This is a genomic window from Streptomyces sp. NBC_00078, from assembly GCF_026343335.1.
Taxonomy (GTDB): domain Bacteria; phylum Actinomycetota; class Actinomycetes; order Streptomycetales; family Streptomycetaceae; genus Streptomyces.
This window is the reverse complement of the sequence record NZ_JAPELX010000001.1, coordinates 5,049,003-5,070,295: the sequence shown is the minus strand read 5'-3', so window position 1 is coordinate 5,070,295 and position 21,293 is coordinate 5,049,003. Positions and strand designations below refer to the sequence as shown.

The window sequence follows — 21,293 nt, the reverse complement described above, 5'->3', positions numbered from 1 at the left end:
ACAAAAGGACCGTCCGAAAGCCGCAAGGCAGAAGAGGGAGACCGCGATGAGCGCACCCGACGGCAGCCCGGTCGGCGCCGAACGCAGCATCGGCCAGTTGTTCGCCTCCGCGACAACCGAGATGTCGGCGCTCGTGCACGACGAGATCGCGCTGGCCAAGGCGCAGCTCAAGCAGGACGTCAAGCGCGGCGCGACGAGCGGCGGCGCGTTCTCGGTGGCCGCGGCCATCCTGCTGTTCTCCCTGCCGATGCTGAACTTCGCGCTGGCGTACGGCATCCGAACCTGGAGCCACTGGAATCTCGCGATCTGCTTCCTGCTGTCGTTCGCGGCGAACGTGCTGGTCGCAGTCGTCCTGGCGCTGATCGGCGTGGTCTTCGCGAAGAAGGCCAAGAAGAGCCAGGGCCCGCAGAAGGTGGCCGCGTCGATGAAGGAGAGCGCGGGCGTGCTGCAGAAGGCCAAGCCGCACCCGCGGCCCGAGCCCAGGGCGATCGAGGACCGGGCCCCCGAGGCCATCGAGGCTGTGGCACGCTCGTCCTCATGACGGGCTCCTCCCTCCCTTCGGGACAATCACCTTCCACGCATCCCATTTCGGTCGTACGACCGGATGCCCTCCCCGACGGGACGAAGCTGACGCATCGTGACGTGGCCGCGAACGGCGCGCGCTTCCACATCGCCGAGGTCGGCGACGGGCCGCTGGTGCTGCTGCTGCACGGCTTCCCGCAGTTCTGGTGGACCTGGCGGCACCAGCTCACCGCGCTGGCCGAGGCGGGCTTCCGGGCCGTCGCCATGGACCTGCGTGGCGTCGGCGGCAGCGACCGCACCCCGCGCGGCTACGACCCCGCGGGCCTCGCGCTCGACATCACCGGCGTGATCCGCTCCCTGGGCGAGCCGGACGCCGCGCTGGTCGGCCACGACCTGGGCGGATACCTGGCGTGGACGGCGGCCGTGATGCGCCCCAAGCTGGTGCGGCGGCTCGCGGTGGAGTCCATGCCGCATCCCCGGCGCTGGCGCTCGGCGATGCTCTCGGACGTCAAGCAGACCCGCGCGGGCTCCTACATCTGGGGATTCCAGCGCCCCTGGATCCCCGAGCGGCAGCTGACCGCGGACGACGGCGCGCTCGTCGCCGAGCTGATCCGGGAGTGGTCCGGGCCGAACCCACCGGATGACGAGGCGGTGGAGACGTACCGACGCGCGATGTCCATCCCGTCCACGGCGCACTGCTCGATCGAGCCGTACCGCTGGATGGTCCGCTCCATCGCCCGCCCGGACGGCATCCAGTTCAACCGCCGTATGAAGCGACCGCTCCGGGTCCCGACCCTCCATCTGCACGGCTCGCTCGACCCCGTGATGCGCACGCGGAGCGCGGCCGGATCCGGCGAGTACGTCGAAGCCCCGTACCGCTGGCGGCTGTTCGACGGATTGGGGCACTTCCCGCACGAGGAGGATCCGGTGGCTTTCTCCACAGAACTGGTCAATTGGCTGAAAGATCCCGAGCCCGATCGGTGACCGAGCCGATGCGCCCGGTATCCGGATCAGAACACGTGTCCTACGAACGGCCAATTGCCCGGCGCATAGGCCAATTGGGGGCCCAGGAGGCGGTTATCGACCTTGGGGCGGGGGCACACGTCGGGGTATGGGCTGGACGCACGACTACAGTGACGTAGCACGCACTCGCCGCTCGGGCAGTGGCCTGAGTTCCCACCAGCGAGGCGGTGCACCGCAAATGGCGGGTACGGACCTAAGGGTGGGCATTCCGCGCATTCTGCGCCGCCGGGCCCGCTGGGTCACGGTACGCCTGCGTCACCCTCGAGGCTGACGCCCTCCTCACCCACGCTCCACGCGAAGCCTCAGAGGGCACAGCTGTCGCTGTCCACCTGCTGGTTCGCGGTACGCCCCTCGGTGATGTCCTCCTGGATCTCGTCCGCAGTGAGGGCGTACCCCGTGTCGGCGTCGTCGAGGGACTTCGCGAAGACCACGCCGTACACATGGCCTGCGGGCGTGAGCAGTGGGCCGCCGGAGTTACCTTGGCGGACGGTCGTGTACAGCGAGTACACGTCTCGGCGGACGGTACCGCGATGGTAGATGTCCGGGCCGTTGGCCGGGAGACGGCCACGCACGCGTGCGGCTCGGACGTCGTACGAGCCGTTCTCCGGGAAGCCGGCGATGATCGCGCTGTCGCCGCTCCTGGCGTCCGTGGTGGTGAACTTCAGGGACGGCGCCTTGAGATCGGGCACGTCGAGTACGGCGATGTCGCGGTGCCAGTCGTAGAGGACGACCGTCGCGTCGTACTTCCTGCCCTCGCCGCCTATCTGCACGGTGGGCTCGTCGACGCCCCCCACGACATGCGCGTTGGTCATGACGCGGCGGTCGCCGAAGACGAAGCCGCTGCCCTCCAGGACCTTGCCGCAGCTCTGGGCGGTGCCCATGACCTTGACGATGGAGCGCTTGGCGCTCGTGGCGACGGGGCTGTTCGCGAGGGCCGGGTCAGGGGGCCGGACGTCGGTGATCGGCTCGTTCGAGAACGGGCTGAAGACCTGCGGGAAGCCGTTCTGCGCGAGGACGGAGGAGAAGTCGGCGAACCAGGTGTCGGCCTGGTTCGGCAGGGCCCGGGAGACACCGAGGAGCACCTTGGAGCCGCGGACCTCCTTGCCGAGGGTCGGCAGCGTGGTGCCCGCGAGGGCGGAACCGATCAGCCACGCCACCAGGAGCATCGCGACAACGTTGACCAGGGCGCCGCCGGTCGCGTCCAGGGCGCGGGCCGGGGACCAGGTGATGTAGCGGCGCAGCTTGTTGCCCAGGTGGGTGGTAAGGGCCTGGCCGACGGAGGCGCAGACGATGACGACCACGACCGCGACCACCGCGGCGGTCGTGCTCACCTCGGCCTTTTCGGTCAGCGCGTCCCAGATGACGGGCAGGGTGTAGACGGCGACGAGACCGCCGCCAAGAAAGCCGATCACCGACAGGATGCCGACGACGAAACCCTGGCGGTAGCCCACGATCGCGAACCACACGGCGGCGACCAGCAACAGGATGTCCAGCACGTTCACCGGTTCGAGCCTCGCCTCATCACTTCGCGGTCACCTCAGGTCGGCCGGGGGCCGGCGCACCGCACAGCGGCGATCGGATACGGCGTCCCCCGAAAAGACACAGCACGGCAGACACCCTGTCATGACCGCCAGTCGAGCGGGACCTGCTTCTCCCGGTCCCAGGGCCGCTCCCAGCCCGCGTAATGGAGCAGGCGGTCGATGATCCCGGCCGTAAAGCCCCAGACAAGGGCGGATTCGACCAGAAATGCCGGACCTCGGTGGCCGCTGGGGTGGACGGTGGTGGCCCGGTTGTCCGGATCCGTGAGATCCACCACGGGGACGGTGAAGACCCGCGCCGTCTCGTTCGGATCGACGACCCCGACCGGGCTCGGCTCGTGCCACCAGCCCAGTACCGGGGTCACGACGAAGCCGCTGACCGGGATGTACAGCTTGGGCAGGACGCCGAAGAGCTGGACGCCCGAGGGGTCGAGCCCCGTCTCCTCCTCGGCCTCCCGCAGCGCGGCTCTGAGTGGCCCGTCGCCCTTCGGGTCGCCGTCCTCGGGGTCGAGGGCGCCGCCCGGGAAGGAGGGCTGCCCGGCATGGGATCTGAGCGAACTCGCCCGCTCCATGAGCAGCAGCTCGGGGCCGCGCTCACCCTCGCCGAAGAGGATGAGTACGGCGGACTGCCTCCCCGCCCCGTCCTCCGGCGGCAGGAAGCGGCTCAGCTGCAGCGGCTGGACGGTCTCCACGGCCCGCACCACCGGAGCGAGCCACTCGGGCAGCCCCTCCTTGCTGATCGTCACCGACCCACCCTGCGTATCACTCGCGCGCGTCATCGCACCCCCGTCCTGCCGAGTCCAACGCCCCGAAGCCCCTCGATCGTTCCTGAGCCGACGTGGACCGGGCGGCCCAGCGGGGCTCGCCCGTCATCCGGCCCCCAGCGGCGGCGCCGGCCTGCCGCCCGCGTCCAGGTAGGACTGCGGGGGCTTGAGGCGCTGGCCGGGAAGGCCGCCCTTCTCGTACTTGAGCAGCTTCTTCGCCTTTTCGGGATCCGTCTCGCCCTCGCCGTACGCCGGGCAGAGCGGGGCGAGGGGGCAGGCGCCGCAGGCGGGCTTGCGGGCGTGGCAGATGCGGCGGCCGTGGAAGATCACGTGGTGCGAGAGCATCGTCCAGTCGCTCTTGGGGAAGAGCCCACCGACGGCGGCCTCGATCTTGTCCGGATCGCTCTCCTCGGTCCACTGCCAACGCCGCACCAGCCGCTGGAAGTGCGTGTCCACGGTGATGCCGGGTCGGCCGAACGCGTTGCCGAGCACGACGAAGGCGGTCTTGCGGCCCACGCCCGGCAGCTTCACCAGGTCCTCGAGACGGCCGGGAACCTCCCCGCCGAACTGCTCCACCAGCGCCTTGGACAGTCCCATCACGGACTTGGTCTTGGCCCGGAAGAAGCCGGTCGGGCGCAGGATCTCCTCGACCTCCTCGGGGTTGGCTGCGGCCAGGTCCTCCGGGGTGGGGTACTTGGCGAAGAGCCCCGGCGTCGTCTGGTTGACCCTGAGGTCGGTGGTCTGGGCGGACAGGACCGTGGCGACCACGAGCTGGAAGGGGTTCTCGAAGTCCAGCTCCGGGTGGGCGTACGGATACACCTCCGCGAGCTCGCGGTCGATGCGGCGGGCGCGACGGACCAGCGCGGTGCGCGACTCGCCCTTCGGCGGCTTGGCAACGGCCTTCGCGGGAGGAACGTCCTTGACCGCGGCGGTCGCCTTCTTGGGCGCGACTGTCGCCTTTTTGACGGCCGCGGACTTTTTCACGGCGGAGGCTGCCTTTTTCGCGGCGGCCTTCTTTGCCGCGGGCTTCTTCACCGGAGCGCTTTTCGTCTCTTTTGCCGGTTTCTTTCCGCCACCGGAGTTCTGTTCGCCCACAGCGGAATCACGACGTACAGCCACCTGCCCAGCCCCCTTGGCCTGTGCTCTCACCGGCGATTTGGACACCCGGCCAGCCTAAAGCCCGGCACTGACATCCGCCCCGGACCCGGAAGATCGGCCCCCAATTGGACCCCTGCCGCGTACCTCGGGACAGGTGTGCGGCATCCTTGTGACAGATCACACTGTTTGGACCGTCCGGCAAAACGGGGAACACGGTCCCCTGGTACCAAGGGGGAACAAGATCCCCTGAGCAGGTCGACAAGGAGAGTACTCGTGGACGACGTTCTGCGGCGCAACCCGCTCTTCGCGGCGCTCGACGACGAGCAGGCCGCGGAGCTTCGCGCCTCCATGAGCGAGGTGACCCTCGCGCGCGGTGACGCGCTCTTCCACGAGGGCGACCCCGGTGACCGGCTCTACGTCGTCACCGAGGGCAAGGTGAAGCTCCACCGCACGTCCCCCGACGGCCGCGAGAACATGCTCGCCGTCGTCGGCCCCAGCGAACTGATCGGCGAGCTGTCGCTCTTCGACCCGGGCCCGCGGACCGCCACGGCCACCGCGCTGACCGAGGTCAAGCTCCTCGGCCTCGGCCACGGCGACCTCCAGCCCTGGCTGAACGTGCGGCCCGAGGTGGCAGGCGCCCTGCTGCGCGCCGTCGCCCGGCGCCTGCGCAAGACCAACGACCAGATGTCCGACCTGGTCTTCTCGGACGTCCCCGGCCGTGTCGCCCGCGCCCTGCTGGACCTCTCCCGCCGCTTCGGCGTGCAGTCCGAGGAGGGCATCCACGTCGTCCACGACCTGACGCAGGAGGAGCTGGCCCAACTGGTCGGCGCCTCGCGCGAGACGGTCAACAAGGCGCTGGCCGACTTCGCACAGCGCGGATGGCTGCGCCTGGAGGCGCGGGCCGTGATCCTGCTGGACATCGAGCGGCTGGCCAAGCGGTCCCGCTGACGCCGCGCCGGAGCCGTGGTCCGGGGGCTTCGCCTCCGGACCCCCGTTCGGCCCGAGCGGTCTCGTCCTCAACCGCCGGACGGGCTGGTGTTGTGACCCCATGTCGGAAAACGCGCCCCCCAAGGGCCTTGATTCCCAGGGCTACATCGAGCGCGAGGGCTCTCTCGGTCTCGTCGCGCGCGCCTTCCGCCCGGTGGTGGCCGCCGCCCGGGACCGGCTGCTCGGGGTGTTCGGGGCGCGGCTGCACAGCGCGTACCTCTACGGGTCGATTCCACGGGGCCACGCGCGCGTGGGACGCAGTGACCTGGATCTGCTGATCGCGCTGCGCGAGGAGCCGTCCGAGGGGGACCGGGAGGCCACGCGGGCGCTCGGTGAGGCCGTCGACAAGGAGTTCGCGCAGATCGACGGGGTCGGCACGCTGCTGTACGGCCGGGCGCGGTTGCTGAGCGAGGCGGAGACGTACGACATGGGCTGGTTCGTCGCCTGTCTGTGCACGCCGCTGCTCGGTGAGGACCTCGCCGAGTACCTGCCCCGCTATCGCCCCGACTCCCTGCTCGCCCGCGAGACCAACGGGGACCTGGCCCTGCTGCTGCCCCGCTGGCGGCAGCGGATCGTGGCCGGCGAGGACACGGACGAGGCACGGCGGCCCCTCGTACGGTTCATGTCCCGGCATCTCGTCCGCACCGCGTTCACGCTCGTCATGCCCCGCTGGAACGGCTGGACCAGTGACCTGGTGGAGATGGCCGAGGTCTTCGGCGCCTACTACCCGCGGCGGGCCGAGCAGCTGCGCGCGGCGGCCGTCCTCGGCCGCGAGCCGAACGGGGATCCCGCCGTGCTGCGGTCGTACGTCGACGACCTGGGCCCATGGCTCGCCGCCGAGTACGCGCGCGTGCACGGCGTGAAGGCCCCCAGGCCGGACTGATTCCGGGAGGGCCCTGGGCCGAGCCCGGCCCCTCCCCCTCCCTGACGCTCTAGATGAGCCCGTGCTCCTCCAGGTAGTCCAGCTGTGCCCGTACCGACAGTTCGGCTGCCGGCCACAGGGAGCGGTCCACGTCCGCGTACACGCGGGCCACGACCTCGGACGGGCTGGCGTAGCCGTCCTCGACGGCCGTCTCGACCTGGGCGAGGCGGTGGGCACGGTGGGCGAGATAGAACTCGACGGCTCCCTGGGCGTCCTCCAGGACCGGGCCGTGGCCGGGCAGCACCGTGTGGACGCCGTCGTCGACCGTCAGCGACCGCAGCCGCCGTAGCGAGTCGAGGTAGTCGCCCAGGCGGCCGTCGGGATGCGCCACGACCGTCGTGCCACGACCCAGCACGGTGTCACCGGTCACGACGGCCTGGTCTGCCGGGAGGTGGAAGCACAGGGAGTCCGAGGTGTGGCCGGGCGTCGGTACGACCCTCAGCTCCAGGCCGCCGACCGCGATCACGTCCCCCGCGGCCAGCCCCTCGTCGCCCAGCCGCAGCGCCGGATCCAGGGCGCGCACCTTCGTGCCGGTCAGCTCGGCGAAGCGGGCGGCGCCCTCCGCGTGGTCCGGGTGGCCGTGGGTCAGCAGGGTGAGCGCGATGCGCCGGCCGGCCTTCCCGGCCGTGTCCACGACGTTGCGCAGGTGCCCTTCGTCCAGCGGGCCGGGGTCGACGACGACGGCCAGGTCGGAGCCGGGCTCGGCGAGGATCCAGGTGTTGGTGCCGTCGAGGGTCATCGCCGAGGCGTTGGGCGCCAGGACGTTGACGGCGCGGGAGGTGGCGGGGCCGGTGGGGACCCCGCCCCGTGGCTGGCCGGGAAGGGCTGCTGCGTCCGTCATTCCGGGGCTCCACCGGTCGGCAGGTCGGTCGGGATGTGCTTCGTGAACTCGTCGTGGCCCGGCCAGGTCAGCAGGATCTCGCCGTCCTGCAGCCGGGCCTGCGCGAGGACGGGGGTGAGATCGCGTTCGGGCGCGTCGGCGAGCGCGTCTGCGGCCGTGGCCCACGGGGCGAGCTGGCGCAGGGTCGCGATGGTGGGCGGCATCATCGTCAGCTCGCCCTTGTCGTACAGGGCCGCCGCGTCCGCGGGCCGGATCCACACCGTGCGGTCCGCCTCCGTGGAGGCGTTGCGGGTGCGCTGGCCCGGCGGGAGGGCGGCCACGAAGAACCAGGTGTCGTAGCGCCGGGGTTCGAACTCCGGGGTGGTCCAACGCGTCCAGGCGCCCAGCAGGTCCGAGCGCAGGACGAGGCCGCGGCGGTCCAGGAACTCGGCGAAGGAGACGTCGCGGGCGACCAGGGCCGCGCGGTCCGCCTCCCAGTCCTCACCGGTGGTGTCGCCGACCACGGAGCCGGCGGCCGGCCCGGCCAGCAGGACCCCCGCCTCCTCGTACGTCTCACGGACGGCCGCGCAGACGATCGCCTGGGCCTCCCGCTCGTCGACGCCGAGGCGCTCGGCCCACCACGCGCGCGTGGGGCCCGCCCAGCGGACGTGGTGTTCGTCGTCACGGGGGTCCACGCCCCCGCCCGGATACGCGTACGCGCCTCCGGCGAAGGCCATGGAGGCGCGTCTGCGCAGCATGTGCACGACGGGGCCGACGTCGGTGTCCTTCAAGAGCATGACGGTCGCGGCGCGCTTGGGGACGACCGGGGTAAGGGTGCCGTCCGCGAGTGCGCGGATGCGTTCCGGCCAGTCCTGCGGAAACCACTGCCCATTCGCCATGGGCGGAGGCTATCCCGTGGTGCGCGAATGTTCGAGAGGCGCCGAGGTCAGAGCGGTGACTACGGTACGAGCTCGATCTGGACCTCGACCTCGACCGGTGCGTCCAGCGGCAGCACCGCCACGCCGACCGCGCTGCGCGCGTGCACGCCCTTGTCGCCGAGGACCGCACCGAGCAGTTCGCTGGCGCCGTTCACCACACCGGGCTGGCCGGTGAAGTCCGACGCCGATGCGACGAAGCCGACGACCTTCACCACGCGCGCGATGCGGTCCAGGTCGCCGGTCACGGACTTGACGGCGGCCAGGGCGTTCAGGGCGCAGGTGCGGGCCAGCTCCTTGGCCTCCTCGGGCGTGACCTCCGCGCCGACCTTGCCGGTGACGGGCAGCTTGCCCTCCACCATCGGAAGCTGGCCGGCCGTGTAGACGTACATGCCGGACTGCACCGCCGGCTGGTACGCGGCCAGCGGCGGTACGACCTCGGGCAGGGTCAGGCCGAGTTCGGCCAGCTTCGCCTCGACGGCACCCATTACGGCTTCTCCCGCTTCAGATAGGCGACCAGCTGCTCGGGGTTGTTCGGCCCGGGCACGACCTGGACGAGCTCCCAGCCGTCCTCGCCCCAGGTGTCCAGAATCTGCTTCGTGGCATGGACGAGCAGCGGCACTGTTGCATATTCCCACTTGGTCATGCGGCCGACTTTAGCCTTTGCCCACCCGTCTCCCGCGGTCGCGTTGTCCACAGGCTGTCGCGTGGTTGCCGCGCAGACTCGTTAGGCTCGAAGACGTGAGCAGGCTCCAGGTCGTCAGCGGCAAGGGCGGGACCGGAAAGACGACGGTCGCCGCCGCCCTCGCGCTGGCCCTCGCGACCGAGGGGAAGCGGACGCTTCTCGTCGAGGTCGAGGGCCGCCAGGGCATCGCGCAGCTCTTCGAAACGGAAGCGCTGCCTTATGAGGAGCGAAAGATCGCCGTCGCTCCCGGGGGCGGGGAGGTGTACGCCCTCGCCATCGACCCCGAACTGGCCCTTCTGGACTACCTCCAGATGTTCTACAAGCTGGGGGGCGCCGGCAGAGCCCTGAAGAAGCTCGGTGCGATCGACTTCGCCACCACCATCGCGCCCGGTCTCAGGGACGTGCTCCTGACCGGCAAGGCCTGCGAGGCGGTGCGCAGGAAGGACAAGAGCGGACGGTTCGCGTACGACTACGTCGTGATGGACGCGCCACCCACCGGCCGCATCACGCGGTTCCTGAACGTGAACGACGAAGTGGCGGGCCTCGCCAAGATCGGCCCGATACACAATCAGGCGCAGGCCGTGATGCGGGTGCTGAAATCCAAGGAGACGGCCGTGCACCTGGTCACGCTTCTCGAGGAGATGCCCGTCCAGGAGACCGCGGACGGGATCGCCGAACTGCGCGCCGCCAAGCTGCCGGTCGGCCGGATCATGGTGAACATGGTGCGGCCGGAGGTGTTGGACGGGACGGATCTGGAACTCGTACGGAGCGTGCCGCGTTCATCTGTGGCAAGGGCACTGTCGGCGGCGGGGCTCGGCGGCGCGCGGCGAGGCGGGAACGCCGAGAAGCTGGTGGCCCCCCTCCTGCAGCAGGCCGAGGAGTACGCCGAGCGGTATGCGCTGGAGCACGAGCAGCGGGCCGTACTCGCCGAGCTGGGCCTGCCGCTGCACGAACTGCCGCTGCTCGCCGAGGGCATGGACCTGGCAGGGCTGTACGAGCTGGCCACCGAGCTGCGGAAGCAGGGGATGTCATGAGTCCGGACCCGGCCACCGCCCAGGAGAGCGCCCGTCACCGCCTCTCCCACACGCGTGTGCTCGACGTCGACCCGCTCCTGGACGACCCGAAGACGCGGATCGTGGTGTGTTGCGGCTCGGGCGGGGTGGGCAAGACCACCACCGCCGCGGCGCTGGGCCTCAGGGCCGCCGAGCGGGGGCGCAAGGTGGTCGTGCTGACCATCGACCCCGCGCGCAGGCTCGCCCAGTCCATGGGCATCGACTCGCTCGACAACACCCCGCGCCGGGTGAAGGGCGTCGACGGCGACGGCGAACTGCACGCCATGATGCTCGACATGAAGCGCACCTTCGACGAGATCGTCGAGGCGCACGCAGACCGCGAGCGGGCCGCCGTGATCCTGAACAACCCCTTCTACCAGTCGCTCTCCGCGGGCTTCGCCGGCACGCAGGAGTACATGGCGATGGAGAAGCTGGGTCAGTTGCGCGCGCGCAACGCGTGGGACCTGATCGTCGTGGACACACCGCCGTCCCGCTCGGCGCTCGACTTCCTGGACGCGCCCAAGCGGCTGGGCTCGTTCCTGGACGGCCGGCTGATCCGGCTGCTCACCGCCCCGGCCAAGCTCGGCGGACGGGCCGGCATGAAGTTCCTGAACGTCGGGATGTCGATGATGACGGGCACGCTCGGCAAGCTGCTGGGCGGTCAACTGCTCAAGGACGTCCAGACCTTCGTGGCCGCGATGGACACGACGTTCGGCGGGTTTCGCACGCGCGCGGACGCCACGTACAAGCTGCTGCAGGCGCCCGGGACGGCGTTCCTGGTGGTGGCCGCGCCGGAGCGGGACGCGCTGCGCGAGGCCGCGTATTTCGTTCAGCGGCTGGCCGCGGAGGACATGCCGCTCGCGGGTCTGGTGCTCAACCGGGTCCACGGCAGCGGCGCCGTCCGGCTGTCGGCCGAGCGTGCGCTCGCCGCCGCGGAAAATCTTGTGGAGCCCCGCATTGTCGATCAGGACGGCGGGAAAGCTGGACTTCGTAACTCTCCCGACACGTACGGCAGTTCAGAATCTCCCGAGTCGTCCCCCGCGTCCGAGCCCGTCGAGTCTCCCGCGCCCGAGCCCGGCTCCCCCGGTCCGGATCAGGAGGACCAGGGCGACGGACAGAGCGTCGACCAGCTCACCGCAGGCCTGTTGAGGCTGCACGCCGAGCGGATGCAGCTGCTCTCCCGCGAGCAGCGCACGCGCGACCGTTTCACGGCGCTCCACCCCGAGGTGGCGGTGGCCGAAGTGGCCGCGCTGCCCGGCGATGTGCACGACCTCACGGGGCTGCGGGACATCGGGGACCGGCTCGCGGCCAATCGGCCGGAGCTGCCCGAGACGCGCGCCTGAGGGTTGCCCCTGAAGGGGTGCCCTCAGCTCACCGCCGCGTAGTGCTCGTACACCTCGTCGTCGTCGAGCGGCAGGATGCCCACGCCACGCTCGTACTCCACACGTGCCGTCTCGAGCAGCCGGCGCCAGGAGGTGACGGTGGGTCGCCTGCGCAGCAGTGCGCGGCGCTCCCGCTCCGTCATGCCTCCCCACACGCCGAACTCGACGCGGTTGTCGAGCGCATCGGCCAGGCATTCGGTGCGTACCGGGCATCCGGTGCACACCGCCTTGGCCCTGTTCTGCGCTGCTCCCTGAACGAACAGTTCATCCGGATCGGTAGTGCGGCAGGCGGCCTGCGCACTCCAGTCGGTTACCCAGCCCATACCGGCGCCGTCCTCTCCCGAATCGAGGCTCCCCCACGGCGGCAGCGGCATATTCACCGCCGCCAGTTGAGGACGTTACGGAAGGTGGGCACAGCGCAACACCCCCTTCGGGCCCAATCTTGAATGGCCCGAACGGACTATGCGTAAGCGGCAGATCACCCGGGGGAGTGAGCTGGCGACATACGTGATTTTCCCGGCAAACCGGGACAGTTCCATTGAGTCACAACGGGCGCCGGGTGACACACGAGGCGGATTCGGACACGTCCCCATCAAAAAGTTGGGGAACCTCCGGAACGATTCGGGGTCGCCGGACGTATTGATACGTAGCCCTACTGCTGCTGTGACAGTTGAGAGCAGCTTAGGCCAAGGCATTGACGTGTGTCCGGCGAATGAGAACGTAGGCTGCCCTCATGCCAAAGAAGCGCTCGGGCGGTGGCCTGTCGCCAACGCAGCAGGCCGCGAAGTTCCTCGGTGTCAGTGTGCTCGCGGGAGCGGTGCTGGCCGGCATCGCGCTGCCCGCCTTCGGCGCGCTGGGACTCGCGGCCAAGGGTTCGGTGGAGAGTTTCGACGAACTCCCCACCAACCTCAAGACGCCGCCCCTGAGCCAGCGCACCACGATCCTCGACGCCGACGGCGGCCAGATCGCCACGGTCTACTCGCGCGACCGCACCGTGATCGGCCTCAAGGACATCTCGCCGTACATGCAGAAGGCGATCGTCGCGATCGAGGACTCGCGCTACTACCAGCACGGCGCGGTCGACCTGAAGGGCATCCTGCGCGCGCTGAACAAGAACGTGCAGAGCAGCGGCGTCGCCCAGGGCGCCTCCACGCTCACGCAGCAGCTCGTGAAGAACGTCGCCATCGAGGAGGCCGGTGACGACCCGACGAAGGTCGCGCAGGCCACGCAGCAGACTCTCGGCCGCAAGATCAAGGAGCTGAAGTACGCGATTCAGCTCGAGGAAGAACTCGGCAAGAAGAAGATCCTCGAGAACTACCTGAACATCACCTTCTTCGGCGAGCAGGCCTACGGCGTCGAGGCCGCCGCCCAGCGCTACTTCTCCAAGCACGCCAAGGACCTGAACGCCCAGGAGTCGGCGCTCCTCGCGGGCATCGTGCAGTCGCCGAGCCGCTACGACCCGGTCAACGACGAGGCGGAGGCCACCAAGCGCCGCAACGTCGTGCTGCAGCGCATGGCCGACATGGGTGACATCTCGCAGGCAGAGGCCGACAACGCCAAGAAGACGCCGCTCGGCCTGAAGCCCAGCAAGCCGAAGAACGGCTGCATCACCGCGGTCCGAGGCGCGGGCTTCTTCTGCGACTACGTGCGCGAGGTGTTCCTCACCGACCCGATGTTCGGCAAGACCAAGGAGACCCGGGCCAAGCTCTGGAACCAGGGCGGCCTGACGATCCGCACGACGCTCGACCCGCAGTCCCAGTCGTCCGTCCAGGCGTCCGTCAAGAAGCACGTCTACAAGACCGACGACGTGGCCACCGCCGCCAGCATCGTCCAGCCGGGCACCGGCAAGATCCTCGCCATGGGCCAGTCCCGCCCGTACGGCTTCGGCAAGCACGAGACGCAGATCAACCTGTCCGTGAACCAGAGCATGGGCGGCGGCGCGGGCTACCAGCCCGGTTCGACGTTCAAGCCGATCGTGGCGGCGGCCGCCATAGAGGGCGGCACGCCGGCGACGCAGTCGTACTCGTCGCCGTACGAGATGGACTACCCGGCGCCGGTCTCGGCCTGTGACGGCAGGACCTGGGACGAGAAGGGCGTCAAGCTCACCAACGAGAACGCCGAGGAGCACGGCCCGTACTCGATGAAGGAAGCGACCGCCAAGTCGGTCAACACCTACTACGTGCAGCTGATCAGTGCCATCGGCATCTGCCCGGTGACGCAGATGGCGCAGAAGATGGGCGTCGAGCGGGCCGACGGCAAGAAGATCCAGCAGGCCCCCTCCATCGCGCTCGGCACCCAGGAGATGTCCCCGCTGACGATGGCGAACGCGTACGCGACCTTCGCCTCCCGCGGCATGTACTGCACGCCGGTCGCCATCGAGTCGATCACCCAGACCGTAGGCAGCCAGAAGAAGTCGCTCGAGGTGCCCAAGTCAACCTGCTCGCGGGCGATGTCGGAGAAGACCGCCGACACGGTGAGCACCCTGCTCAAGGGCGTGGTCGAGGACGGTACGGGTCAGCAGGCGGGCCTCGACAGCCGCCCCAGCGCCGGTAAGACGGGTACGACGGACAACCGCTACGCGGCCTGGTTCGTCGGCTACACCCCGAACATGGCGGGTGCGGTCTGGGTCGGCGACCCGACCCACAAGCGCCAGATGAAGAACATCAGCATCGGCGGCGTCTGGAACGAGAAGGTGTACGGCGGCCAGGTCCCCGGACCGATCTGGCGGGACATGATGGACGGCGCCCTGGACGGCAAGCCGGTGCAGGACTTCAACCTCGTCAACATCCCCGACCCCGACAAGGGCAAGGGCAAGGGCCACGACGACGGGCACAACGGTGACAACGGCGGCGCCGGTAACGGCGGTCCGACCGGCGGTGGCACGACCGACGGCGGCGCCTTCCCGACGCCCACCTTCTCCATCCCGGACAACCTGTTCCAGGGCCAGAACGGCAGCAACGGGAACGGCAACGGGGGACGGCGCGGCTGACGCGCGGAACAGGGGGCGGCGCGGCTGACACGCCACGGCCCACGACCCACGCGGCCCGAGCACACCGACGGCCCCTGATCGTCGTACGCGGACTACTTCCGTACGACGATCAGGGGCCGCTCTCGTTACTCGCCCCGCTCAGCCCGCCAGCAGCCTCTTCACCACCGCGGCGACGCGGCCGCCCTCGGCCAGGCCCGCGACCTTGGGGTTCACGATCTTCATGACGGCGCCCATGGCACGCGGACCCTCGGCGCCGGCCGCCTTCGCCTCCCCCACGGCCTGGGTGACGATCTGCTCCAGCTCCTCGTCACTGAGCTGCTTGGGCAGGTACCCGGCGAGCACCTCGCCCTCCGCCTTCTCCCGCTCAGCCGACTCGGCACGACCACCCTGGGCGAAGGCCTCGGCGGCTTCCCGGCGCTTCTTCGCCTCCCTGGTGATCACCTTCTGCACCTCGTCGTCGGAGAGCTCGCGCTTCTCCTTGCCCGCGACCTCCTCCTTGGTGATCGCGGCGAGCGTCAGCCGGAGCGTCGAGGAGCGGAGCTCGTCGCGCTCCTTGATCGCGGCGTTGAGGTCTTGCTGCAGCTTCGACTTGAGCGTGGTGGTCATGGGTTTGATTGTCGCAGGTGCTCAACGCCCGATGCCCGTTCATTTAAAGGGCGGTAGGGCTCGGGAGACCTTCCGGGTCTGACACGATGGACGTATGCGCGCTCGATACGGAGTACCTCTGGGGATCGCGGCGGCCGGCGCCGCCGGTGTGGTGTACGCGGCGGGTTTCGAGGTCCGCTCCTTCCGCCTGCGACGGGTCACGGTCCCCGTCCTGCCCACCGGAATGCACCCACTGCGCATCCTTCAGGTCTCCGACATCCACATGGTCGGCGGGCAGCGCAAGAAGCAGCGCTGGCTGCGCTCGCTCGCCGGCCTGCGCCCCGACTTCGTGATCAACACGGGCGACAACCTCTCCGACCCGGAGGGCGTGCCGGAGGTCCTGGACGCGCTGGGCCCGCTGATGGAGTTCCCGGGCGCATACGTCTTCGGGTCCAACGACTACTACGGCCCCAAGCTCCGCAACCCCGCCCGCTACCTGCTGGAGAAGGCCCAGGGCCGGCACGGTCTGAACGGCAACCCGCCGGCGGTCAGCGCGATCCACAACCCGTGGGAGGACCTGCGGGACGGTTTCGACGCGGCGGGCTGGCTGGACCTGACGAACACGCGCGGCACCCTCAAGGTCGAGGGCGTCTCGGTGGAGCTGACGGGCCTGGACGATCCGCACATCAAGCGGGACCGCTACACGCAGGTGGCGGGCGGCCCGTCCGGCGCCGCGGACTTCTCGATGGGCGTCGTCCATGCCCCCTACCTGCGCGTACTGGACTCCTTCACCGCGGACGCGTACCCCCTGGTCCTCGCGGGCCACACACACGGCGGCCAGCTCTGCATCCCGTTCTACGGTGCCCTGGTCACCAACTGCGACCTGGACGCGCAGCGCGTGAAGGGCCTGTCCCGGCATACGGCGGAGGGGCGCACGTCATACCTCCACGTGTCGGCGGGCTGCGGAACGAACCGCTACACACCCGTACGGTTCGCCTGCCCGCCGGAGGCGACACTGCTGACGCTGGTGAGCCGGGAGCAGGCGCGGTGAGGTGAGGCGGTGACGCGGGGACGGGTGGGGCGACCGCGGTCGCGGGCAGGGCGACGGTGCGACTCCGGGGTGACGTGCGCGGCTGCGGCGTGAGGGGAGGGCCGTAACCCGCACGGCCCGCCTGCATGGCCCCATATATCCCTATTGCCTAGCTTGAGGGCATGACCGCCCCCATACCAAGGGACATCCCGGACATCCCCGCCCTGCCCGGCGTGCCCGCGCTGCTGCCCTCCCACGTCCCCGCCTCCGCGGTGGTGACCCCCGTACGCCACCCCCTCACCGCCGTATACCGCCTGCTGGTCGCCCTGATGGCAGCGGCGGGCGTCACGATCGACCTGCTCCTCGGCAGTCCCGTCCGTGTGCTGAGCTACTTCACGATCCAGAGCAACATCCTCCTGGCCCTGGTCTTCGTGCTCTCGGCCCGCCGCGCCTGGTCGGCGCGCCGTCCACTCCCCTCCGCCCTGACGGGCGCGACGCTCCTCTACATCTTCATCACCGGGCTGGTGTACCACCTGCTCCTGGCAGGCGCCTCAAGCCCGTTCTCCATGACGAGCAGCGCGGCACCCCCGGCCGGCTGGCAGTGGATCAGCAACCAGATCCTGCACACGGCGGTCCCGATCGCGGCACTGCTGGACTGGCTGTTCCTGACGCCCCGTCGCCGCCTGCACCTCCGCCGGGCGGCGACGTGGCTGCTCTACCCCCTGGCCTACCTGCTGTTCTCCTTCGCCCGAGGCGAGCTGATCCTGCCGGGAACACCGGGCCGCTATCTCTACCCGTTCCTGGACGTCGACCTGCACAGCTACAAGAACGTCCTCGCCAACGCCCTCCTCCTCGGCCTCGCCTTCTACGCCCTCGCCGTCCTCATGGTGGCCCTCGACCACACCCGCCCGAACCCCGTCCGCCACCGCGGGAAAACCGGATTTCGTCTCCAGCCACCGGTGGGCTAAAGTAAACGACGTCGCCGCGACGAGTAGGACCAGCAGCGACAATCGGGGTGTAGCGCAGCTTGGCAGCGCGCTTCGTTCGGGACGAAGAGGTCGTGGGTTCAAATCCCGCCACCCCGACAGCTTTAACACCAGGTCAGGGGCCTGATCCGCATCGCGGGTCGGGTCCCTGAGTGGTTCCTGGAGATGGCTTGGGAGAAATCTGGGAGAAGATCTTGGTCCGGGTCTCCCAGCGAGCAGCAGCCGCACCCACCTGACCACCACATCCCCACACCCCTCTCATGTGCGCGTTCGTGAACTGGGCGCCATGCGCTCGGGAGTCGTGCTTCTGATTCGTCTCGGCAATCCGGCTGAACACCAGACGACCTCCCTGGACAACCGCCCGCTGCCTCGCGACGGTCTTGACCGGGCGCATCCAACGCCTCAGTTCCAGTCCGGCATCGGCGCATATTGCGCGGATACGCGCCTCCATGCGCCCTCGCATGCACCCTCCTTGCGCCCCGCGCTCCCCTCCTACGGTCATGGAACAGCGAGGGCCGGAATGAAGTCCGACCCCGACGGGAGCAAGGTGCGGCAGATAGCCGCACCGACCTGACGTCGGCCGGATCTGCCCGCCTTGGGGGATGGGGCGGTATGAGTGCCCGACGCAGGATCCATGACAGCTTCGAACAGGCAGTCCAGGCCGCTGTGTCCGCGTTTGGAGCGGAGGTCACGCCGAAGCTGAGAGGCAGCGGGTGGCAGGAGGACCAGCTCCGGGGACCGCTAGAGAACATGATCCGGTCTGTATGCCGTGGCCTCGGTCTGGACGTCACCCTCATCGGCGAGGTACCGCTCGTCGACATGGGAGCCCGCCCTGACTATGCGGTTGAGGTCGGCGGCGCTCTCGTCGGTTACATCGAGCTCAAGAAGCCGGGCACCCAGGCCGACCCGTCCGTCTACACAGGCCGCAACGCCGGGCAGTGGGCGAAACTACGGCTGCTCAACAACGTACTGCTCTGTGACGGCAACGAGTTTTCTGTCCACCAGCAGGGCCAACAGGTTGGAGAAGTGGCCTACCTGCGCGGCTCGGTCCTCACCTCCGGCGCCCGGCTTGCTCCCGCCGACGGGGCGCTTGCGCGGGTGTTGTACGACTTCCTGACCTGGGAGCCGCAGACGCCCCGCACCACGAGCCAGCTCATCCGAGCAGTCGCAGGACTGTGCCAACTGCTGTCGGAAGAGGTCGGTGAGGCGATCGCGCAGGAAAAGAGCCGACGCCGTCTGCCAGCCTTTACAAAGCTGGCCAAGGACTGGCGCCACTTGCTGTTCCCGGAGGCGACCGACGCCGAATTCATCGAACAGTACGGTCAAGCCGTCGTGTTCGCGCTTCTGCTCGCTCGGGTGGAGGAGATCACCTTCGAGGGCGAGACCATGCACAGTATCGCCGCGAAGCTGGGCAAGAAGCACTCACTTATGGGCCAGGCGCTGGATGTCCTCGCCGGAGACTCGGTCGCGGGACTCTCCACCACGCTCAACACACTGCTCCGTGTCATCGGGGCGGTCAGATGGGACGTGCTGGACGACGGAACAGGCGATGCCTACTTCCTGCTCTACGAACACTTCCTTCAGATTTACGACCCTGAGCTGCGGATACGTACAGGCTCGTACTACACACCACATGGCGTCGTCTCGGCCATGGCCCGGCTGGTCGAGGACGTCCTGAGGCGGGAGGGCTTCCATATTCCTTCCGGCTTCGCCTCCCCTGATGTGGTCCTTGTCGATCCGGCCATGGGCACCGGCACCTTCCTGCTGTCGGCACTGGAGCTCGCTGCCGAGACCATCGCTGAAGAAGAGGGACCAGGCGCGGTGGGCCCCCGCCTGCGAGAGATGGTGGGGCGTCGACTGGTCGGTTTCGAGATGCAGGTCGGCCCGTTCGCCGTCGCAGAACTGCGCATGCACGCCATGCTCAAGAAGTACGGGTCCGCGGCCCCCGCCCAGGGACTCAGGCTGTTGGTGGCCGATGCCCTGGACAGCCCGACGGCTGAGTTCAACTGGATCCCCCACACCTACCGAGCACTCGCAGAATCCCGCCGCCAGGCCAACCAGGTAAAGAGAGACGAGCGTGTCATGGTCGTCATGGGCAACCCGCCCCACGACGCCGTGAAACGAGGTGCGGGCAAGTGGGTGGAGCGAGGGGAACCCGAGGCGGACATCCCTGCCCCGCTGGGGGCCTTCCGGCAACCCGGTAACGGCAGGTACGAGTCGAAGATCGCCAACCTCTACGTCTACTTCTGGCGTTGGGCCACCTGGAAGGTCTTCGACGCACACGACGACGTACCTTTCGGCGTGGTCGCGCTGATCACGCCTAAGGCATGGCTCAAAGGGCGGGCGTTCGACGGAATGCGGCGCTATCTGCGTGAAACGGCCGACGAGGGCTGGATCATCGACCTGTCGCCGGAGGGCCACCGAGCTGATGTCGCGACCCGCATATTCCCCGAGGTCGCGCAGGAGCTGTGCATCGCGATCTTCGTACGATGGCGGAACAGCCCCAGGCCACGGACAGAGCAGCAGACCGCAAAGGTAAGGCACCTCAAGGTCGCCGGGCGCCGCGACGAGAAGATCGAACGTCTGGCGGCCCTCAGGCTCGACGACTCCGAATGGCGCGGGTGCGCCACAGGCAAGACGGATCCTTTCCTGCCGCCCGGCAGCGACCTGTGGGAGTCGTGCCCGCAGCTGAGAGATCTGATGCCGTGGTCGTCACGTGGCGTCACGCCTGGGCGGATGTGGGTCTATGCACCGGATGAGGAGACGCTTCAGAGGCGATGGCAGCGCTTGCTCGCTGCGGATACCGAGCGACGCGCCGAGATGCTCGGACACTCTGGTGAGCGAACGCCTGCGGACAATGTTCCGCCCTTGCCAGGGGTCGCATCTCACGAACGGATACCACTCGCGGCCGAACACAGGACAAGCCCTCAAACGGTACGCATCGGATTCCGATCATTCGACCGGCAATATGTACTGCCGGACAGCCGATTGATGGAGCGAGGCAGGGCGGACCTTTGGCGAGTCCGCAGCGACCGCCAGATCTACACCATCGAGCAGAACGCCCACCCGGTGGTCAACGGGCCAGCGCTAGTCTTCAGCGCCCTCATTCCCGACATGGACTATTTCAACAACCGCAGCGGTTGCGCCCGTCCTCTCTACCGCAACGCCGCCGGCACGCTGCCCAACGTCACGCCCGGTCTACTCCCCCTGCTCGCCAGGCGGTTCGGAGTACCGGTCGTCGCTGAAGACCTCCTGGCCTACATTGCCGCACTCGCGTCCCATCCGGAGTACACGGCCCGATTCCAGGAAGACCTCGAAGTTCCTGGCCCGCGCATACCCCTCACCGCTGACCTCTGTCTGTGGGAGCAGGCGGTTGCCATCGGCCAGCGGGTCCTGTGGCTGCACACCTACGGCGAGCGGTATGCCGACGAGACAGCCGGGAGGCCGTACGGCAGGGTATCGCTGCCACGCGACCGCCCCCGATGCGTCGCGGAGATTCCGGACGATACGGAAGCCATGCCGGAGAAGTTGGCGTACGACCCCGTGACACAGGACCTGTGGGTCGGCAGTGGACGGATCAGTCCGGTGCCTCTCGCGGTCCGGGAGTACGAAGTGTCCGGGATGAACGTTCTCGACAAATGGTTCGGCTACCGCCGAAGGAACCCCGCCGGCAAGCGACGCCTCGAACTGGACCATGAGTTCGCTCGGCGCTGGCTTCCCTCATGGACCACGGAACTGCTGGAGCTGCTGAACGTCCTCGGCCTGCTCGTGCAGGGGGAGCCGGCACAGGCCGACCTCTTCAATGAGGTGTGCGCGGGCCAACTGATCACGGTGGCAGATCTGACCACGGCGGGCGTCCTTCCCGTGCCCACAGAGACGACCAAGGCGCTGAAGGCGACATCGGACGCGGGCGACGCACTATTCGACCTGTGAGCGAAACAGCAGCCCGTTTCTACTGTCGGGCCCGTCGCTCCG

20 protein-coding genes and 1 tRNA gene are annotated in these 21,293 nt (G+C 69.0%); 12 read left to right on the top strand and 9 right to left on the bottom strand.

What is annotated here, in order from left to right; all coding sequences use genetic code 11:
- Positions 1-46 precede the first annotated feature (46 nt).
- The 3 genes from OOK07_RS23770 (at position 47) to OOK07_RS23760 (ending at position 1,816) form a co-directional block, all read left to right on the top strand.
- Positions 47-541 carry a phage holin family protein gene (locus tag OOK07_RS23770; RefSeq protein ID WP_266518790.1) on the top strand — a complete coding sequence of 165 codons (495 nt, stop codon included), beginning with the start codon at positions 47-49 and terminating at the stop codon, positions 539-541.
- Positions 538-1,506 (top strand): alpha/beta fold hydrolase, encoded by a 969-nt coding sequence (locus OOK07_RS23765; RefSeq protein ID WP_266682793.1) that lies wholly within the window; start codon positions 538-540, stop codon positions 1,504-1,506. Before OOK07_RS23770 ends, OOK07_RS23765 begins: the two co-directional genes overlap by 4 nt.
- Positions 1,507-1,633: 127 nt before the next feature.
- Positions 1,634-1,816 (top strand): hypothetical protein, encoded by a 183-nt coding sequence (locus OOK07_RS23760; protein WP_266682792.1) that lies wholly within the window; start codon positions 1,634-1,636, stop codon positions 1,814-1,816.
- Between the two features lie 31 nt (positions 1,817-1,847).
- Here the strand turns inward: OOK07_RS23760 and OOK07_RS23755 are convergent, their stop codons facing one another.
- The 3 genes from OOK07_RS23755 to nth all read right to left on the bottom strand — a co-directional run bounded on the left by OOK07_RS23755 (position 1,848) and on the right by nth (position 4,882).
- Positions 1,848-3,047 (bottom strand): MarP family serine protease, encoded by a 1,200-nt coding sequence (locus tag OOK07_RS23755; protein ID WP_266682791.1) that lies wholly within the window; start codon positions 3,045-3,047, stop codon positions 1,848-1,850.
- Between the two features lie 119 nt (positions 3,048-3,166).
- Positions 3,167-3,862: an NUDIX hydrolase gene (locus OOK07_RS23750; RefSeq protein ID WP_266682790.1), complete on the bottom strand. Its 696-nt coding sequence runs from the start codon at positions 3,860-3,862 to the stop codon at positions 3,167-3,169.
- Between the two features lie 90 nt (positions 3,863-3,952).
- Positions 3,953-4,882: an endonuclease III gene (nth, locus tag OOK07_RS23745; protein WP_266798332.1), complete on the bottom strand. Its 930-nt coding sequence runs from the start codon at positions 4,880-4,882 to the stop codon at positions 3,953-3,955.
- Between the two features lie 336 nt (positions 4,883-5,218).
- On the opposite strand from nth, the gene OOK07_RS23740 reads away from it, so the two are divergent.
- Both OOK07_RS23740 and OOK07_RS23735 read left to right on the top strand, forming a co-directional pair.
- On the top strand, positions 5,219-5,893 hold the full coding sequence (locus OOK07_RS23740; protein ID WP_266518778.1) for a Crp/Fnr family transcriptional regulator: 675 nt from the start codon (positions 5,219-5,221) through the stop codon (positions 5,891-5,893).
- Between the two features lie 100 nt (positions 5,894-5,993).
- Positions 5,994-6,815, top strand: a complete 822-nt coding sequence (locus OOK07_RS23735; RefSeq protein WP_266798330.1) for a nucleotidyltransferase domain-containing protein — start codon at positions 5,994-5,996, stop codon at positions 6,813-6,815.
- A 49-nt stretch (positions 6,816-6,864) separates the two neighbouring features.
- On the opposite strand, the gene OOK07_RS23730 is transcribed toward OOK07_RS23735, so the two are convergent.
- Genes OOK07_RS23730 through sp36 form a run of 4 tightly spaced genes read right to left on the bottom strand, consistent with a single transcriptional unit; the run spans position 6,865 to position 9,255 of the window.
- Positions 6,865-7,695 (bottom strand): MBL fold metallo-hydrolase, encoded by an 831-nt coding sequence (locus OOK07_RS23730; RefSeq protein ID WP_266682788.1) that lies wholly within the window; start codon positions 7,693-7,695, stop codon positions 6,865-6,867.
- Positions 7,692-8,573 carry an NUDIX hydrolase gene (locus OOK07_RS23725; RefSeq protein WP_266682787.1) on the bottom strand — a complete coding sequence of 294 codons (882 nt, stop codon included), beginning with the start codon at positions 8,571-8,573 and terminating at the stop codon, positions 7,692-7,694. Before OOK07_RS23725 ends, OOK07_RS23730 begins: the two co-directional genes overlap by 4 nt.
- Before the next feature lie 59 nt (positions 8,574-8,632).
- The gene (locus tag OOK07_RS23720) at positions 8,633-9,097 is read right to left on the bottom strand and encodes a RidA family protein (protein WP_266798328.1); all 465 of its coding nucleotides are present in this window, start codon (positions 9,095-9,097) and stop codon (positions 8,633-8,635) included.
- Positions 9,097-9,255, bottom strand: coding sequence for a Sp36 family protein (gene sp36 / locus OOK07_RS23715; protein ID WP_019992579.1), 159 nt, complete (start codon positions 9,253-9,255; stop codon positions 9,097-9,099). The genes OOK07_RS23720 and sp36 overlap by 1 nt, the downstream gene beginning before the upstream one ends.
- 95 nt (positions 9,256-9,350) lie before the next feature.
- Here sp36 and bagA point away from each other — a divergent pair, with 95 nt between their 5' ends.
- A complete protein-coding gene (bagA, locus tag OOK07_RS23710) occupies positions 9,351-10,328 on the top strand; it encodes an ATPase BagA (protein ID WP_266798327.1) in 978 nt (325 codons plus the stop codon).
- Positions 10,325-11,689 carry an ATPase BagB gene (gene bagB, locus OOK07_RS23705; protein ID WP_266798326.1) on the top strand — a complete coding sequence of 455 codons (1,365 nt, stop codon included), beginning with the start codon at positions 10,325-10,327 and terminating at the stop codon, positions 11,687-11,689. The genes bagA and bagB overlap by 4 nt, the downstream gene beginning before the upstream one ends.
- Positions 11,690-11,712: 23 nt before the next feature.
- On the opposite strand, the gene wblA is transcribed toward bagB, so the two are convergent.
- Complete coding sequence (wblA, locus tag OOK07_RS23700) at positions 11,713-12,051, bottom strand: transcriptional regulator WblA (RefSeq protein ID WP_266520506.1); 339 nt, start codon at positions 12,049-12,051, stop codon at positions 11,713-11,715.
- A gap of 410 nt (positions 12,052-12,461) precedes the next feature.
- Between wblA and OOK07_RS23695 the strand changes: the two genes are divergently transcribed.
- A complete protein-coding gene (locus OOK07_RS23695) occupies positions 12,462-14,717 on the top strand; it encodes a transglycosylase domain-containing protein (protein WP_266798324.1) in 2,256 nt (751 codons plus the stop codon).
- 138 nt (positions 14,718-14,855) lie between these two features.
- Here the strand turns inward: OOK07_RS23695 and OOK07_RS23690 are convergent, their stop codons facing one another.
- Positions 14,856-15,323: a GatB/YqeY domain-containing protein gene (locus OOK07_RS23690; RefSeq protein WP_266682782.1), complete on the bottom strand. Its 468-nt coding sequence runs from the start codon at positions 15,321-15,323 to the stop codon at positions 14,856-14,858.
- Between the two features lie 94 nt (positions 15,324-15,417).
- Between OOK07_RS23690 and OOK07_RS23685 the strand changes: the two genes are divergently transcribed.
- From OOK07_RS23685 to OOK07_RS23670, 4 genes are all read left to right on the top strand, one after another.
- Complete coding sequence (locus OOK07_RS23685) at positions 15,418-16,353, top strand: metallophosphoesterase (protein WP_266682781.1); 936 nt, start codon at positions 15,418-15,420, stop codon at positions 16,351-16,353.
- Between the two features lie 161 nt (positions 16,354-16,514).
- Positions 16,515-17,300, top strand: a complete 786-nt coding sequence (locus OOK07_RS23680; protein WP_266682780.1) for a Pr6Pr family membrane protein — start codon at positions 16,515-16,517, stop codon at positions 17,298-17,300.
- Positions 17,301-17,343: 43 nt separating this feature from the next.
- Positions 17,344-17,417: transfer RNA gene (locus tag OOK07_RS23675), tRNA-Pro, on the top strand.
- Positions 17,418-18,068: 651 nt separating this feature from the next.
- Positions 18,069-21,251, top strand: coding sequence for a type ISP restriction/modification enzyme (locus OOK07_RS23670; protein ID WP_266798322.1), 3,183 nt, complete (start codon positions 18,069-18,071; stop codon positions 21,249-21,251).
- The last annotated feature ends 42 nt before the right edge of the window (positions 21,252-21,293 follow it).